This window comes from Flavobacterium sp. GNP011 (genome assembly GCF_056428925.1).
This window is the reverse complement of the sequence record NZ_JBWJVJ010000024.1, coordinates 16,474-31,882: the sequence shown is the minus strand read 5'-3', so window position 1 is coordinate 31,882 and position 15,409 is coordinate 16,474. Positions and strand designations below refer to the sequence as shown.

The window sequence follows — 15,409 nt, the reverse complement described above, 5'->3', positions numbered from 1 at the left end:
ACCAAAAGTAGAAGAGATTTTAACTAAATCGTAAACGTACATAAACGTGTTTGATTCCTTTTTTATCAGAGTCGCGCTCATCTATTTCAAGAATATCTGTTAAGGATTTCAACATCGGAGTTAGTTTTGAAAAACCATAATTCCTTGGATCAAACTCGGGTTTCTTTTTTACAATTAAATTTCCAACATCACCTAGAAACGCCCATCCGCTATCATCACCAATATCTTCAATAGTAGATTCAATTAATTCTATAGTTTGCAGGTCTACTTTGTTTAAGCTTTTAGGAGATGGTTTTTTAGGATCAGTTGCTGTTCTTTTTGGTTCTTTCTTTTTGATTGCTCCGTCCAAGACTTCAATGTATACAAATCGGTCACAAGCTACAATGAATGAATTGGGTGTTTTTTGTTCGCCAATTCCTATGACCTTCATTCCAGATTCTCGCAATCGAATGGCAAGTCTTGTAAAATCAGAGTCACTGGATACAATGCAAAAGCCATCTACTTTGTCAGAATAGAGTAAATCCATGGCATCAATAATCATGGCTGAATCTGAGGAATTTTTGCCAACCGTATAACTGTATTGTTGTATAGGAGTAATGGCATGTTCTAATAATACACTTTTCCAACCGCTAGCATTTGGTTTCGTCCAATCGGCATAGATACGTTTTGTAGTAGGCGTACCAAACTTAGCAATCTCTTCCATCATTCCTTTTACATTACTGTAGGGAACGTTGTCTGCATCAATAAGTACTGCTAGTTTTAATTCCTTTGTATTGTTAGACATAAATTTAAATTTATTTTACTAAGTCAAATATACAAAGTTTATTGTGTTATGCTTGGAATGTTTAGCATTTGATTTGTTCAAAAATGCACTGTAAAAAGGGATTCTTCGAATTTTAGTATTTTTATATTTAAATTTTAGGGTTTGAAATGACTGAATTTTCCCAGGTATAGAATGCTTGAAAAATAAATTTACTTTCAAGTCCTTTATAAAATTTAAATAATTATTTTTGCAACTTCTTAAAATTAAAATTATTACTTTACATATTATGGTAAAAGATTTATTCGAAAGAATTCAAAACAATAAAGGTCCTTTAGGGAAATGGGCTTCACAAGCTGAAGGGTATTTTGTTTTTCCAAAATTAGAAGGTGAGTTGGGACCAAGAATGCAGTTTGGAGGTAAAAATATTTTGAATTGGAGTTTGAATGACTATTTAGGTCTAGCCAATCATCCTGAAGTTCGTCAGGCTGATACAGATGCTGCTGCACAGTATGGAGCAGCATATCCTATGGGAGCTAGAATGATGAGTGGTCATACAAAATATCATGAGCAGTTAGAAAATGAGTTAGCCGCTTTTGTTATGAAAGAATCAGCTTACTTATTGAATTTTGGATACCAAGGAATTATGTCCACTATTGATGCTTTAGTGACACGTAATGACATTATTGTATATGACGTAGATGCACATGCATGTATTATAGATGGAGTACGTTTGCACAGTGGAAAAAGATATACTTACAAGCACAATGATCTTGAAAGTATGGAGAAAAACCTGCAACGTGCTACAAAAATGGCTACCGAAACAGGTGGTGGGATTTTGTTTATTACCGAAGGTGTTTTTGGTATGCGAGGACAACAAGGTAAATTGAAAGAAATTGTAGCTTTAAAAGAAAAGTACAATTTCCGTTTGCTAGTTGATGATGCACACGGTTTTGGAACCTTAGGTAAAACAGGAGCAGGAGCAGGTGAGGAGCAAGGTTGTCAAGATGGTATTGATGTATACTTCTCTACATTTGCAAAATCTATGGCTAATATTGGTGCTTTTGTAGCTGCTGATAAAGATATTATTGATTATTTAAAATACAATTTACGTTCTCAAATGTTTGCCAAAGCATTGCCAATGATTCAAACTATTGGTTCTTTAAAAAGATTGGAATTGTTGCGTAACAACCCAGGATTGAAAGATAAACTTTGGGAAAACGTAAACGCATTACAAAACGGATTAAAAGAGAGAAACTTTAATATTGGTGATACTAATACTTGTGTTACTCCAGTTTATCTTGAAGGAAGTGTACCAGAAGCTATGGTGATGGTAAATGATTTAAGAGAAAATTATGGTATCTTTTTGAGTATTGTAATCTATCCTGTAATTCCAAAAGGAATTATTTTATTGCGTATGATACCTACAACTACACATACTATTGATGATGTTAATGAAACATTGACAGCATTTGAAGCTATTCGTGAAAAACTAGAAAATGGTACTTATAAAGAAATTGCAAGTAGAACTACTGTTGATTTAGACGCTTAAAATCTTATTCTAAAATTATAAAAACCATCTGTTACTTTTAAACAGATGGTTTTTTTATGGATGGCTTTTTACAATTCAGCTCTAAAAGTACAACGCTTTTTGTGTACTTGAGGGTCAAAATGTTTCCACAGATTTTGAATGGCAACATTATCCGCAAGTTCAGGAGTCCTAAAACAGTTTAGAATCCCCTTTTCTTTAAAGGTTTCATAACATTCCTTGAATATAATGGCAGTTACAGCTTTATTTTGATATTCGGGTAGTACACCAATAAGGTAAAAAATCACATTTTTACTTTGTTTTCTAGCCTTGAGCATGTGCAAGAACCCAAACGGAAACAACTTTCCTTTGGATTTTTGTAAAGCCTCAGCAAAATCAGGCATTACGATACTAAAAGCGACAATGTTATGATCTTTATCTTCTACAAACTTTATAAATTCAGGATTAATAAAGCTGATGTATTTTTTCTTAAAATACTCTTTTTGTGTGTCAGAAATAGCTACAAAAGAGGATAAGGAAGCGTAGGATTTATTGAATAAATCAAACATTTTATCCACGTGCGGCATTACTTCTTTTGTGGTTTTGAAGTTCAATGGACTCAATTGATATCTTTTTTTTACCAAATCATTTGCCTTTTCAAAAAACTCAAGTTTTACATTTTCAAAAGGAAATTTACTCTCTAAATATTCTTTCTCAACTTTAAATCCTAGTTCTCTAAAATGGTTTGCGTAATAAGGATGGTTGTACCACGTGATCATGGTACCAATTTCATTAAAACCTTCGGTCATTACCCCAACTTTATCAAGATTTGAAAATCCCATAGGTCCCTCTACATGATCTAAATTGTTTTTTTTGCCAAGTTCGTAAACTTTTTCTAATAGAGCTTTTGTTACTTCGATGTCATCAATTACATCAAACCAGCCAAAACGGACTTTTAATTTCTGTTGGTTTTTTACTTCGCTCCAATTTATGATTGCTGTAATTCGGCCAACGATTTCATTGTTTTTTTTGGCTACATAAAAATAGGCTTCTGCATTTTCAAAAGCTGGATTTTTTGTTTTATCAAATGTTTCGAGTTCATCCGCAATAAGCGGCGGAACCCAGTAGGGATTATTTTTGTAAAGGGAAAAAGGAAATTTAATGAACGCTGTTAATTCTTTTTTTGATACGGCTTCGTGTATTGTAATCATGTTGTGTTTTAGAATGTTTTTATTATCCTTTTTTAATTTTTTTAGCTACTTTTTTTGCTTTAGCTTCTTTTTTATCAGGTTCTACATCAATGCGAACTTCTTTGTATTTGCCATCATATCGCCATGAAAAACCGATTCCACCAAATAAAGCGGATGGAGTCTCTTTTAAACTTGTACCTATTGAAGCGTCTATTTGCATATTTTTGTTGAGTAAATAAGCTGCTCCACCTCTCACAATGGCATCTGCATATAAGTCGCTTTTTATGCCTTGATTTTCTACAAAACCAGACCATTTATTATTAAAACCACGTGTTAAGGTAACGGCATAGCTATAACTAGGAAATTCAGTACCTATATAATCAGCAATGATGTTTGAAACTAAAACCCATCTTCCGTCACCAAGATTGTTTTGCGTAATCAACATTGCTTTTGGCGAGAATTGAGCAGGGTATCTACTTTCGGTTGGGTTTCTGTTTGAAAACGCATACGGATTATTCTCTGCCGAATAATTTACACCTACAAAACCTGAAACAGCAGGGATTAATTGACGCCAGTGAAACGCCTTGTTTGCTTTCCAGCTATATAGGTTTACTTTTTTCTTATAATTTTTATTAGGGTCGTAAATTAAATATTTAGCTCCTAATACAAGTTGTTTAAAATCAGCAATGGCCGTTTTGCTGAACAAAGAAGTATACGTTTCATTTTGATATTGAATATCAGCTATCAACTCTAAACGTTCCAGAAACAAACCCCAGCGCAATGTGGCGTCAAGGCCAAAACCATTTGCTTCATACCCCAATAAATTGTGTTTTTGATTGATTCCGTAAACCCCTGTTTCAACCTGAATCACTGATTTTCCCACTGAAAATGCAGACATGGTTTCTCCGGGTCTATTAGAGTTTATTTCATCGGTGTACTGTGCATATTGAATACTTGGAATTGCAAAAAGAGCCGCTACAAGGAATGATTTGAATTTTCGCATGATTGTTTTTTTGTTTTTGTCTAACATAGCTTTTCAAAAGTACTATAATTTATCATTTAATTAAGAATGATATCTTAATTTTGTCCCCAAATATAGTTCTGAATTTATTATTTTTGGAAAAAATTACCTTTATGCAAACAGCTTCTTTTAAAAGTGTTTTAAATACAATTTTATTTATCATTGCATTTTACTACATATTCAAATTTTTAGCAAAACTTTTTTTGCCATTAATTATAAAAAAGGTAGTAGAAAAAGCAGGGCAAAACATGCAACAGCAGTATCAGCAAAAATCTTGGAACAATTCGCAGCAGCAGCAGCAGCAAGATGAAATAATTTATAATACAGAAAACGTAAAAAAACCTCGCGAAACTAAAAAAGTAGGGGATTACGTGGACTACGAAGAAATAGATTAAACTGTTTTGCTCGAACCATATCAATACATTTATTAAATCCAATACATTATAAATTGAAAATAATTAATAAGTTTTATCCACACGCTCTTGCCATTTTTGGTTTTGTTCTTGTTTCCTTAATTTACTTTTACCCAGTTTTGCAAGGCAAACAAATTTTCCAATCGGATATTGTTCAATATACAGGCATGGCCAAGGAGCAAAACGATTTTAGAGCCACAAATGATGTAGAACCGTATTGGACTAATTCAGCCTTTGGAGGTATGCCTACGTATCAATTAGGAGCTAAGTATTCGCATGATTATATTGGAGCTTTGGATGACGCATTGCGATTTTTACCTCGTCCTGCTGATTATTTATTTCTTTACTTTTTAGGTTTTTATGGGTTATTATTAGTGCTAAAAATAGATCCTTTAAAAGCCTTCTTCGGAGCCTTGGCTTTTGGATTTTCCACTTATTTGATTGTTATTTTGGGTGTAGGTCATAATGCAAAAGCACATGCAATTGGGTACATGCCACTTGTTGTGGCGGGATTTATTTTGGTTTTCCAAAAAAAATACGTGTTGGGTGGTTTGATAACACTTTTTGCGACAGCATTAGAGATCAATGCGAATCACTTTCAAATGACGTATTATCTCTTGATTTTCCTTTTAATACTTTCGGGGTATTTTATATACAAATACCTAAAAGATAAGGAATATAAGGCGTTGCTGTATTCTTTTGTAACTCTAGCAGTTGCTGGTATTTTTGCGCTTGGTGCAAATGCAACGAACTTGTTGGCTACTTCTGAGTATACTAATTTCAGTATCAGAGGGAAAAGTGAGCTTACCTTTAACCCTGATGGGACTAAAAACCAGACTACTTCATCCATGTCTAAAGATTATATTACCGAATATAGTTATGGTGTAATGGAAAGCTTTAACCTTATTGCTCCTCGTCTTTTTGGAGGTTCAAATAATGAAAAAGTAGGCAAGGATAGTCACATGTTTGAATTCATGATAGGACAAGGAGTTCAAGAGGATCAAGCAACTGATTTTGTATCAGGAATGCCTACTTATTGGGGAGATCAACCCATTGTAGCTGCACCGGCTTACATAGGAATTGTAGTTTTCTTCTTGGCAGTAATGGCTTTGTTTTTAGACCAAAGAAAAATTAAATATGTTTTCTTAGCAGGCGCATTTGTTTCTTTACTGCTTTCTTGGGGAAAAAATTTCCCTTTATTAACTGATTTTTTTATTGAGTATATTCCGTTGTATGATAAGTTTAGAGCAGTGTCCTCTATTCAGGTAGTTTTAGAAATGTGCTTTCCAGTACTTGCAATAATGGGATTACAATCATATTTCAAATCGGATAAAAAAGCGCAGTGGAAATCGTTGTATGAAACAACAATTCTTTCGCTAGGTATACTTCTTATTTTGTTTTTATGTAAAAGCATGTTTAGTTTTTCTGGTGGTACCGATGCGTATTTTCAAGAAAGCTACGGTCCTGATTTTGTCAACGCTTTGAAGGAAGATAGAATGAGTTTGTTTAGTGCTGATTTGCTTCGATCTTCTTTCTTTATCATTCTGGTAGCTGGAGTTTTATGGCTTTCTTTGAAAGAGAGATTTGCTCAAAATACAGCGATCGTAATTGTGGGTATATTGATGGTTTCTGACTTGTTTTTTGTTGCTAAAAATTATGTTTCAGGGAAAGATTTTGTGAGCAAGTACCAAGTAGAAGCTCCTTTCCAAGAAACTCCATCAGATGCGGAAATTTTAAAAGATACTTCAAATTATAGAGTATTTGAGGTAGGAGATATTATGGGTGCTAGAGCCTCTTATTTTCATAAATCTATTGGTGGTTACAGTGCTGTGCGACCAAGAAGGATGCAGCAGTTACTGGATTACCAAATTGTAAAAAACAATATCGAAGTACTTAACATGCTTAATGTTAAGTATTTGATACAGAAGGATAAGGAAGGTAAAGAGTTTCCTGTGGCTAACCCTGATGCCAATGGTAATGCATGGTTTATTAGTCAGGTGAAACAGGTAAATTCTCCCGATGCCGAAATGAAAGCTTTGGATAAATTAGATTCAAAAAATACGGTTGTCATTAATACAAATGAGTTTCAAGTAAAAAATACGGCTTTCGCCAAAGATAGTGCGGCTACAATAGCTGTAGTTACATACAAGCCAAATGACATAAACTATATTTCAAAAAATAGTAAAGATGGATTTGCTGTGTTCTCTGAAGCTTATTATGGTAATGGTTGGAATGCTTATATTGACGATAAAAAAGTAGATCATTTAAGAGTTGATTATCTTTTAAGAGGATTACCAGTACCAGCAGGAAAACACAAAATCGAATTTAAGTTTGAGCCTCAAGTAGTAAAAACAGGCAGCACGATTACGCTGATAAGTGCAGTTGGAATCGTTCTTCTTGTAGTAGGAGGTGTTTATTTTGAAAGGAAGAAAAAGGCGTTAGCTGTCTGATATTTATTTGTAAATTTGATTTAGTAAATTTCTAATAAATTCTAGATCTTTTTATGCTATGGATAAAGTAAAATTAAATCACGCGCATCCAACAGTAATGGAAGCAAGATATATTGAAGAAACTAGACAATTGACCTATCAACAACGCTTTGAAAAATTGATAGCGATAATTGAACTTGCTCAGATGCTGAAATCGGCAAAAAAATATTCAAAATCAAAATAATTTGAAATGAATATACATAAACAAATAATAGATGTTTGGAAGTACTTGTCAGAAAACAATGTCAAATACTTAACCGTCGGCGGATTTGCAGTAAATATTTACGGCTACGGAAGAAACACAGGAGATATTGACATTTTCATTGAGGACACTATTGTTAATCGTGCAAATTTGAGAAATGCTATCAAACAAATTGGTTTAGGTGATTTTGAAAGTATTAATACCATGCAATTTATTCCCGGTTGGACTGATTTTACTCTAAATATTAATTTTAGATTGGATGTTATGACTTGTATTAAAGGTTTAGAAAATGAGCCATTTGCTACACTTTTAGAAAAAGCAAATATTATTGATATAGATGGGATTCCTGCTTTTTTCATTGACTATGATAATTTGATTGTTTCTAAAAAAGCAGCAAATAGACTTAAGGATCAATTAGATATTGAAGAGTTGGAGAGACTAAATAATAAAAATATTTTTTAAAATTATGAGAGAATTATTCGGTTTAAAATCGTTTCAGCAAATATTATTTATAATTTTTTTTTTAGGGCTTATAACAGGTGTGTATATAGCGCTGTACTTATTTAATCCGTATAAGTTTAAATTTTATTTAATAATTCCGTCGATTCCAGCCTTATATTTTATAAGCAAAGGATTATATAAAAATACTACTCTGTTTTTTATGGATTTAAAAACAATCTCGACAAAAATATAATTTTGGAATTAAAGAAAATTTTAATAATTACCTATTATTGGCCACCAGCGGGAGGACCAGGAGTGCAGCGTTGGCTTAAGTTTGTAAAGTATTTGCCAGATTTTGGCGTTCAGCCTATTGTTTATATTCCGGAGAATCCTACCTATCCGATTGTGGATCAAAATCTTGTAAGTGAGGTGTCAGATCAAGCAATTATTATCAAGCATAGGATTTTTGAGCCTTATCAATTGGCCTCTTTTTTATCCAAGAATAAAACACAAAAAATGAATTCGGGGATAATTCCTAATCAAAAAAAGCAATCTTTTCTTGATAAAACTTTTCTTTGGATTAGAGGGAATCTTTTTATACCAGATGCACGCATTTTTTGGGTAAAACCATCAGTCTCATTTTTAGAAAAATATATTTTAGAAAATGATATTGATACCATTATAACTTCGGGTCCGCCACACAGTTTGCATCTTATTGGATTAGAATTAAAACAAAAATTAAATCTAAAATGGTTTGCTGATTTTAGAGATCCTTGGACCACAATAGGGTATCATAAATCTTTGCGATTATCAAGTTTTGCCGCCAAGAAACATAAAGCTTTAGAGCATCAGGTTTTGAATGCTGCTGATACGGTTATTGTAACGAGTAAAACTACTAAAACGGAATTTCAGGCAATTACAACCAAGCCGATTGCGGTCATTACCAATGGTTTTGATACAGAGCAAGTAGAAAAACAAGGATTGGATTCTAAATTCTCAATGGCGCACATCGGTTCTTTTCTTTCTGAGAGAAATCCAAAGATGTTATGGGAAGTGCTGCTGGAACTGCTAGAGGAAATTCCTAGTTTTAAATCACACTTTGAACTAAAACTTATAGGAGCGGTTAGTCAGGAGGTTTTAGAAACGATTTCTCAATTCGGGTTAAATTCTTATTTGAATAATCTGGGTTATGTTTCACATGCAGAAGCTATAGCGCACCAAAGAAAGTCACAGGTTTTGTTGCTAATTGAAATCAACTCTGAAGATACTAAAAGCATTATCCCGGGAAAACTTTTTGAATACATGGTTTCTAATAGGCCTATTATTGCAATTGGGCCTCAAGATTCTGATTTTGCTGAAATTATTACCAATACTAACACAGGCGTATTTTTTGACTATTCTGAGAAAATGAAACTTAAAAGAGTAATTTTGGACTTTTATGATCAATTTTTAGAAGGAAGGTTGCAATCCAATGGTGTTGGTTTACAAAACTATTCTAGAAAAAACCTTACTAAAGAATTAGTTCAATTGCTTAACAAAATATAGTAAAGTAAAGCCTATTTGTGTTTTACAATCATTAAATAATGGGAATAGTATTAAATCAATCATTAAAGAATACCATAATTACCTACGCTGGTTTTGGGATAGGAGCATTAAATACACTTTATTTGTATCCTATTTTTTTAGGAGCTACGTATTACGCTCTTGCCAATTATATTGTGTCTGTGGCAAATGTGATTATGCCCTTATTTGCAATAGGAATGCAAAATACACTAGTCAAGTTTTATTCTCAATACAAAACTGATGAGGAGAAAGCTCAGTTTTTATCTTTTACCGTTTTGTTTCCCTTGTTATTATCGATTCCCTTAATCTTTATTGGTTTTTTGTTTTTTGATGACATTTTGTTTTTTGTTTCCAAAAAAAATCCAATTGTAAAAGATTTTATTTGGTTGATACCGTTTATAGGTTTGTCAATGGCTTATTTTGAAATATTTTATGCTTGGGCGCGAGTTCATATGCATTCCGTTTTTGGCAATTTTATTAAAGAGGTTGGGCTTAGATTATTGTCTTTATTAGCATTAGTAGGAGTTTATTATAAGTGGATCACCATAGTTGATTTTATTTATATTACAGCAGGGATTTACTTTTTGGCACTCGTAATCACTATGGCTTATGCTTTTTATATTAAAATGCCTAGTTTTCAGATTTCTGTTCCAAAAAACGTAAAAGATTTGCTAGAATACACTTTTTACATCATTTTATCAGGTAGTGTTGCCAATTTACTTTTGGATGGAGATAAAATTATGCTTAATCAATATATGGTTATCGATAATATTGCGTATTATTCTATTGCTACCTTTATAGCTTTAGTAATATCCGTTCCTAGTCGAGCTATGCATCAAATTGTTTATCCAATTACTGCAAAATTAATGCATGATAACAAACTCACGGAGCTGAATGTATTGTATAAAAAAACATCTATAAATCTTCAAGTGGTGGGTGGTTTTGTAATGCTAGGAATTTTTGTTAATATCAATCAGTTGTATGAAATTGTTCCAAAAGAGTATAGTGGTGGAATATTAGTAGTTTTTATGATTGGGATTTCAAAGTATTTTGATTTAATTCTAGGGAATAATAATGCAATCATTTTCAATACAAAATACTATCGTGCCGTTTTATTTTTAGGAGTTTTTTTGGTAGTTGTAGCAATAGGTTTGAATGCTATTTTCATTCCGCTTTACGGTATTATGGGTTCTGCATTTGCCACATTGGTTTCTATAACATTATATAGCATTGCTAAGTTGCTTTTTGTTGTCAAACGTTTGCATTTATATCCTTTTACAAAACAAACATTACATTCATTAGCAATTACATTTTTATTATTCCTTTTGTTTTATTTTTGGGATTTTCCTTTTAATCCTATTTTAAGTATTTTATTGAAATCTATCTTGATTACAATATTGTATGTTTATGTTAATTACAAATTTGTTGTCTCTATTGAAATCAATGAAGCAATAAATGTTGTTCTTAGAAAAATTAAGATTTTGTAATAAATTGATTTAGATCTAAATTGGCTAAATTAAAGTTGTTTTTAGTCTATTTCTTGTTATTAATTTTTTTCAGTGTTTTTAGATTAAATTTTGATCAAAAATAAATGAAATATCACTGAAAGTGGGTATTGTTAGGTAGTGATTAAGATGGTAATTTTGTACTGCTTTATAAAATAATATAATAGTACAAAAGTATTAATTCAAATGGTAGATACAACTTCACAAGCAGAACAAACAGATGCTAATTTAGTTAAATTTTCAACCCTATTGAAAGGAAAAACCAAAGAAGGGTTTGTAGTTGTAGAACGCAATGACAAACTTCCTTATGCGGTGTTACTAAAAAAGAAAAAAAAGGTAAACCACATATATAATTTTGCCATATTTTGTGCCACTCTGGGACTGTGGTCTTTTGCATGGATTTATATTACTCAAGTATCATCAAAAGCGAAAAAGATTTTAATAGCTTTAGATGAAGACGGAAATCCATTTGAGGAAAAATGCTACATGGGATAATTTTTCTTATTTTTGAATCAATATTCAAATATTTTAATTGACCCATTATGAAATGTAAATTACTTATCCTTGCAGCCGTGCTGTTTAACATTAGTATTGCTGTTGCACAATCTCCAGGAGAAATTGATAATAAAGAGCGCATCACTATCAGTGAAGACGTAGTTTCTCCAAAAAAAAACAACTTTAAAATCAGTTTAACCAGTTTAATTTTTGGAAATTATCAGTTGCAATACGAAAGAAGTCTTACTAAGCGCATTGGACTTGTTGTAGGGTATAGTTTTATTCCAAAAGGAGCAGTTCCATTTAGAACACAATTAAATGACTTAACAGCTGATAATGCAGATACTCAAGGTATTTTTGAAAATGCAGAACTGGGTTACAAAGCTTTTACTCCAGAGATTAGATTTTACTTAGGAAAAGGTTACGGGAAGGGTTTTTATATAGCTCCTTTTTACAGAAATGTACGGTATGATATTACCAATGTAAATTTCACTTTTAGTAGTGACGTTGCAGGTGTAACAGAGCAAAATCTAGCTATGGGTGGTAAGCTTTCGGCTAATTCTTTTGGATTACAATTAGGTGCTCAGTTTAATTTAGGCAAACATATCATCCTTGATTGGTGGATTGTAGGTCCTCATTATGGTACCTCTAAGGGTGATTTTCTGGGAATAACTGATAGAAACTTAACAACATTTGAACAACAAGAGTTGAAAAAAGAACTGGATAACATTGAACTTCCATTATCTGATATAAAAACAGAGGTGAATGCTCGTGGTGCTAAGATCAATGTAAGTGGTCCATGGGGTGGTGTAAGAAGCGGAATTAGCTTAGGATACCGATTCTAAATCTTATCTAAGAAATAAAAAAAGCCGATATACTTGAAAAAGAGTATCGGCTTTTTTTATTATTTTAGAACTGCTTTTAAATAAGTTCCAGTAATAGATTCTTTATTTTTTACCACCTGCTCTGGAGTACCAACCGCTAATAATTTTCCGCCATTTTCTCCACCTTCGGGACCAAGATCAATTAACCAGTCGGCACATTTAATCAAATCAAGATTGTGCTCAATTACAATAATGGAGTGTCCTTTTTCTATTAAAGCATCAAAGGAAGCTAGTAATTTCTTGATGTCATGAAAATGTAAACCAGTTGTAGGTTCATCAAAAACAAATAAAGCTTTGTCTTTTGTGGCTCCTTTTACTAAAAAAGAGGCCAGTTTTATACGCTGTGCTTCTCCGCCAGAAAGGGTAGAGGATGATTGTCCTAGTTGTACATAACCCAAACCTACATCTTGCAGCGGTTGCAATTTTTGAGTTATTTTAGTTTGTTTTTGAGCTGTAAAAAAAGCAATTGCATCATCTATGGTCAAGGTTAAAATTTCATGAATGTTTTTCCCTTCAAAAGCTACCTCTAAAACTTCTTTTTTGAAGCGTTTTCCTTGGCATGTTTCACAGGGCAATTGAACATCAGCCATGAATACCATCTCTACGTTGATAGATCCTTCTCCTTTGCAAGTTTCGCAGCGCCCACCATCAACATTAAATGAAAAATGTTTGGCTTGGTATCCTCTAACTTTTGAAAGTTTTTCTTTGGCATACAATTCCCGAATGTCGTCATATGCTTTGATATACGTTACCGGATTTGATCTTGAACTTCTACCTATGGGATTTTGATCTACATATTCGATATGTTTTATTTGCGAAAAAGAACCTGATATTTCTGAGAATTGACCTGCTTTTTCACCAATATTTTCTAGCTTTTTTTGCATAGCTGGAAAAAGAATTTTCTTTACCAGTGTACTTTTTCCACTACCTGAAACACCAGTAATGACCGTTAATACATCTAGCGGAAATGTAACATCAATATTTTGTAAGTTATTTTCACGCGCTCCTTTTATTTCAATAAAATTCTTAAACTGTCGGCGTTTTTTTGGCACTGAGATTTCTAAATCACCATTCAGATATTTTGCAGTAAGTGAAGTTGATTTTAATATCTCGTCAAATGTTCCTTGAGCCACTAAATTTCCACCAAGACTACCAGCTTCGGGGCCAATGTCAATGATCATATCTGCTGCTTTCATGATATCCTCGTCATGCTCCACAACAATTACAGTATTTCCTAAATCTCTTAAAGACAGTAGTACTTTTATTAGTCTTTCAGTATCTTTTGGGTGTAAACCTATGCTTGGTTCATCCAAGATATACATAGATCCTACCAGGCTACTGCCAAGTGAAGTAGCTAAGTTAATACGTTGTGATTCACCACCAGACAATGTCGCTGAATTTCTATTGAGTGTTAAGTAATCAAGACCTACTTCAGTTAAAAAAGACAGTCTGTTGTTGATTTCAATTAGCAATCTATTGGCTATTTGTTTTTCATAAACGTTTAATTCTAAGTTTTTGAAAAAAGTAACCAAATGCTTGATAGGCAAATCAACCAAATCAGAAACTGTTTTTTGATTAATCTTAACATAAGAAGCTTCTACACGCAGTCTTTTTCCTTTACATGAGGTACACTTTGTCTTGCCTCGATAGCGAGAAAGCATCACTCTATTTTGGATTTTATAGTTTTTTTCTTCAAGCTCTTTAAAAAAATCATTCAGACCTTGAAAATATCCATTTCCTGTCCAAATAACTTCTTTTTGTTCTTCAGTAAGTTGATAAAAAGGTTTGTGAATGGGAAAATCAAATTTATAAGCTTTGTTAACTAACTCGTCACGATACCAACTCATACTATCACCACGCCATGGAAAAATAGCATTTTCAAAAACAGATAAAGTAGTATTGGGAACAACTAGTTCAGCATCGATACCAATAACGTTTCCGTAGCCTTCGCAAACTGGACAGGCACCATAAGGATTGTTAAAACTAAACAAATGTACATTTGGTTCTAAAAAAGTTATATCATCTAGTTCAAAATTATTTGAAAAAGTATGTTTAATATGGGTGTTTAATTCTTGTAAATAGCAGACGCCTTTCCCTTCAAAAAAAGCAGTTTGAACCGCATCTGCAAGTCTGTTGTAAAATTCTTCTTCAACTTCGGGATCTTGGTTAACCACAATACGATCCACTATTAAATAAATTTCTTTGTCGTTAGTATCTTCAGGAACAGCATCTAACCTAATCATTTCATTGTTTACCAATATTCTAGCAAAACCCTGTTGCAAGAGAATATTGAGTTTATCTTGTAGTTTGCGTCCAGGTTCTAAATGAATGGGAGCTAATAACAACCATTTACTGTTTTGTTCTAGCTTTTTTACCGCATTTACTACATCAGTTACTGTATTTTTTTTAACTTCAACACCAGAAACAGGGGAATAAGTGCGTCCTACTCTAGCAAAAAGTAATTTGATATAATCATAAATTTCAGTAGAGGTTCCTACAGTTGAACGTGCATTAGTAGTATTTACCTTTTGTTCAATTGCAATAGCCGGAGCAATACCTTTAATATATTCTACCTTTGGTTTATCGAGTCTGCCAAGAAATTGACGGGCATAAGAGGATAAGCTTTCTACATACCTACGCTGTCCCTCGGCGTACAAAGTATCAAATGCTAAGCTAGATTTTCCAGATCCTGAAAGACCTGTAATAACCACTAGTTTATTTCTAGGTATAGCAACATCCACGTTTTTTAAATTGTGTACTTGCGCTCCTTTTATAATGATATTTTTCTTTGGGTCTAGTTTAGAAAGGTCAACTTGCATAAAAATGATAATTTTTACAAAAGTAATCAATTTTGAACAGAGATATAGGACTGAACAACTCACAAATAATGATTAAAACTATGTTTTAAAAATCAATTT

At 32.7% G+C, this 15,409-nt stretch carries 13 protein-coding genes; 9 read left to right on the top strand and 4 right to left on the bottom strand.

Features of this window, described 5'->3' with window-relative positions; genetic code table 11:
* Positions 1-19: 19 nt before the first annotated feature.
* A complete protein-coding gene (locus tag AC061E_RS15430) occupies positions 20-784 on the bottom strand; it encodes an NYN domain-containing protein (RefSeq protein WP_086454205.1) in 765 nt (254 codons plus the stop codon).
* Positions 785-1,049: 265 nt separating this feature from the next.
* On the opposite strand from AC061E_RS15430, the gene capB reads away from it, so the two are divergent.
* Entirely contained in the window at positions 1,050-2,312 is a 1,263-nt protein-coding gene (gene capB, locus AC061E_RS15425) for a cysteate-C-fatty acyltransferase (protein ID WP_182650428.1), read from the top strand.
* A gap of 68 nt (positions 2,313-2,380) precedes the next feature.
* Here capB and AC061E_RS15420 read toward each other — a convergent pair whose 3' ends face one another.
* Both AC061E_RS15420 and AC061E_RS15415 read right to left on the bottom strand, forming a co-directional pair.
* Positions 2,381-3,499: a GTP cyclohydrolase gene (locus AC061E_RS15420; RefSeq protein ID WP_478287049.1), complete on the bottom strand. Its 1,119-nt coding sequence runs from the start codon at positions 3,497-3,499 to the stop codon at positions 2,381-2,383.
* Between the two features lie 22 nt (positions 3,500-3,521).
* Positions 3,522-4,481 (bottom strand): transporter, encoded by a 960-nt coding sequence (locus AC061E_RS15415; RefSeq protein ID WP_478287048.1) that lies wholly within the window; start codon positions 4,479-4,481, stop codon positions 3,522-3,524.
* 131 nt (positions 4,482-4,612) lie between these two features.
* On the opposite strand from AC061E_RS15415, the gene AC061E_RS15410 reads away from it, so the two are divergent.
* The 8 genes from AC061E_RS15410 to AC061E_RS15375 all read left to right on the top strand — a co-directional run bounded on the left by AC061E_RS15410 (position 4,613) and on the right by AC061E_RS15375 (position 12,452).
* The gene (locus tag AC061E_RS15410) at positions 4,613-4,894 is read left to right on the top strand and encodes a DUF4834 family protein (RefSeq protein ID WP_478287047.1); all 282 of its coding nucleotides are present in this window, start codon (positions 4,613-4,615) and stop codon (positions 4,892-4,894) included.
* Between the two features lie 53 nt (positions 4,895-4,947).
* Complete coding sequence (locus tag AC061E_RS15405; RefSeq protein WP_478287046.1) at positions 4,948-7,362, top strand: YfhO family protein; 2,415 nt, start codon at positions 4,948-4,950, stop codon at positions 7,360-7,362.
* A gap of 58 nt (positions 7,363-7,420) precedes the next feature.
* On the top strand, positions 7,421-7,585 hold the full coding sequence (locus AC061E_RS15400) for a hypothetical protein (RefSeq protein WP_478287045.1): 165 nt from the start codon (positions 7,421-7,423) through the stop codon (positions 7,583-7,585).
* Between the two features lie 6 nt (positions 7,586-7,591).
* Positions 7,592-8,065: a nucleotidyltransferase gene (locus tag AC061E_RS15395; protein WP_478287044.1), complete on the top strand. Its 474-nt coding sequence runs from the start codon at positions 7,592-7,594 to the stop codon at positions 8,063-8,065.
* A gap of 234 nt (positions 8,066-8,299) precedes the next feature.
* Positions 8,300-9,589: a glycosyltransferase family 4 protein gene (locus AC061E_RS15390; protein WP_478287043.1), complete on the top strand. Its 1,290-nt coding sequence runs from the start codon at positions 8,300-8,302 to the stop codon at positions 9,587-9,589.
* Between the two features lie 38 nt (positions 9,590-9,627).
* Positions 9,628-11,094: a lipopolysaccharide biosynthesis protein gene (locus AC061E_RS15385; protein ID WP_478287042.1), complete on the top strand. Its 1,467-nt coding sequence runs from the start codon at positions 9,628-9,630 to the stop codon at positions 11,092-11,094.
* 204 nt (positions 11,095-11,298) lie between these two features.
* A complete protein-coding gene (locus tag AC061E_RS15380) occupies positions 11,299-11,607 on the top strand; it encodes a hypothetical protein (protein ID WP_478287041.1) in 309 nt (102 codons plus the stop codon).
* Between the two features lie 47 nt (positions 11,608-11,654).
* The gene (locus AC061E_RS15375; protein WP_478287040.1) at positions 11,655-12,452 is read left to right on the top strand and encodes a DUF3575 domain-containing protein; all 798 of its coding nucleotides are present in this window, start codon (positions 11,655-11,657) and stop codon (positions 12,450-12,452) included.
* A gap of 59 nt (positions 12,453-12,511) precedes the next feature.
* Here AC061E_RS15375 and uvrA read toward each other — a convergent pair whose 3' ends face one another.
* Complete coding sequence (gene uvrA, locus AC061E_RS15370; protein ID WP_478287039.1) at positions 12,512-15,310, bottom strand: excinuclease ABC subunit UvrA; 2,799 nt, start codon at positions 15,308-15,310, stop codon at positions 12,512-12,514.
* Positions 15,311-15,409 lie beyond the last annotated feature (99 nt).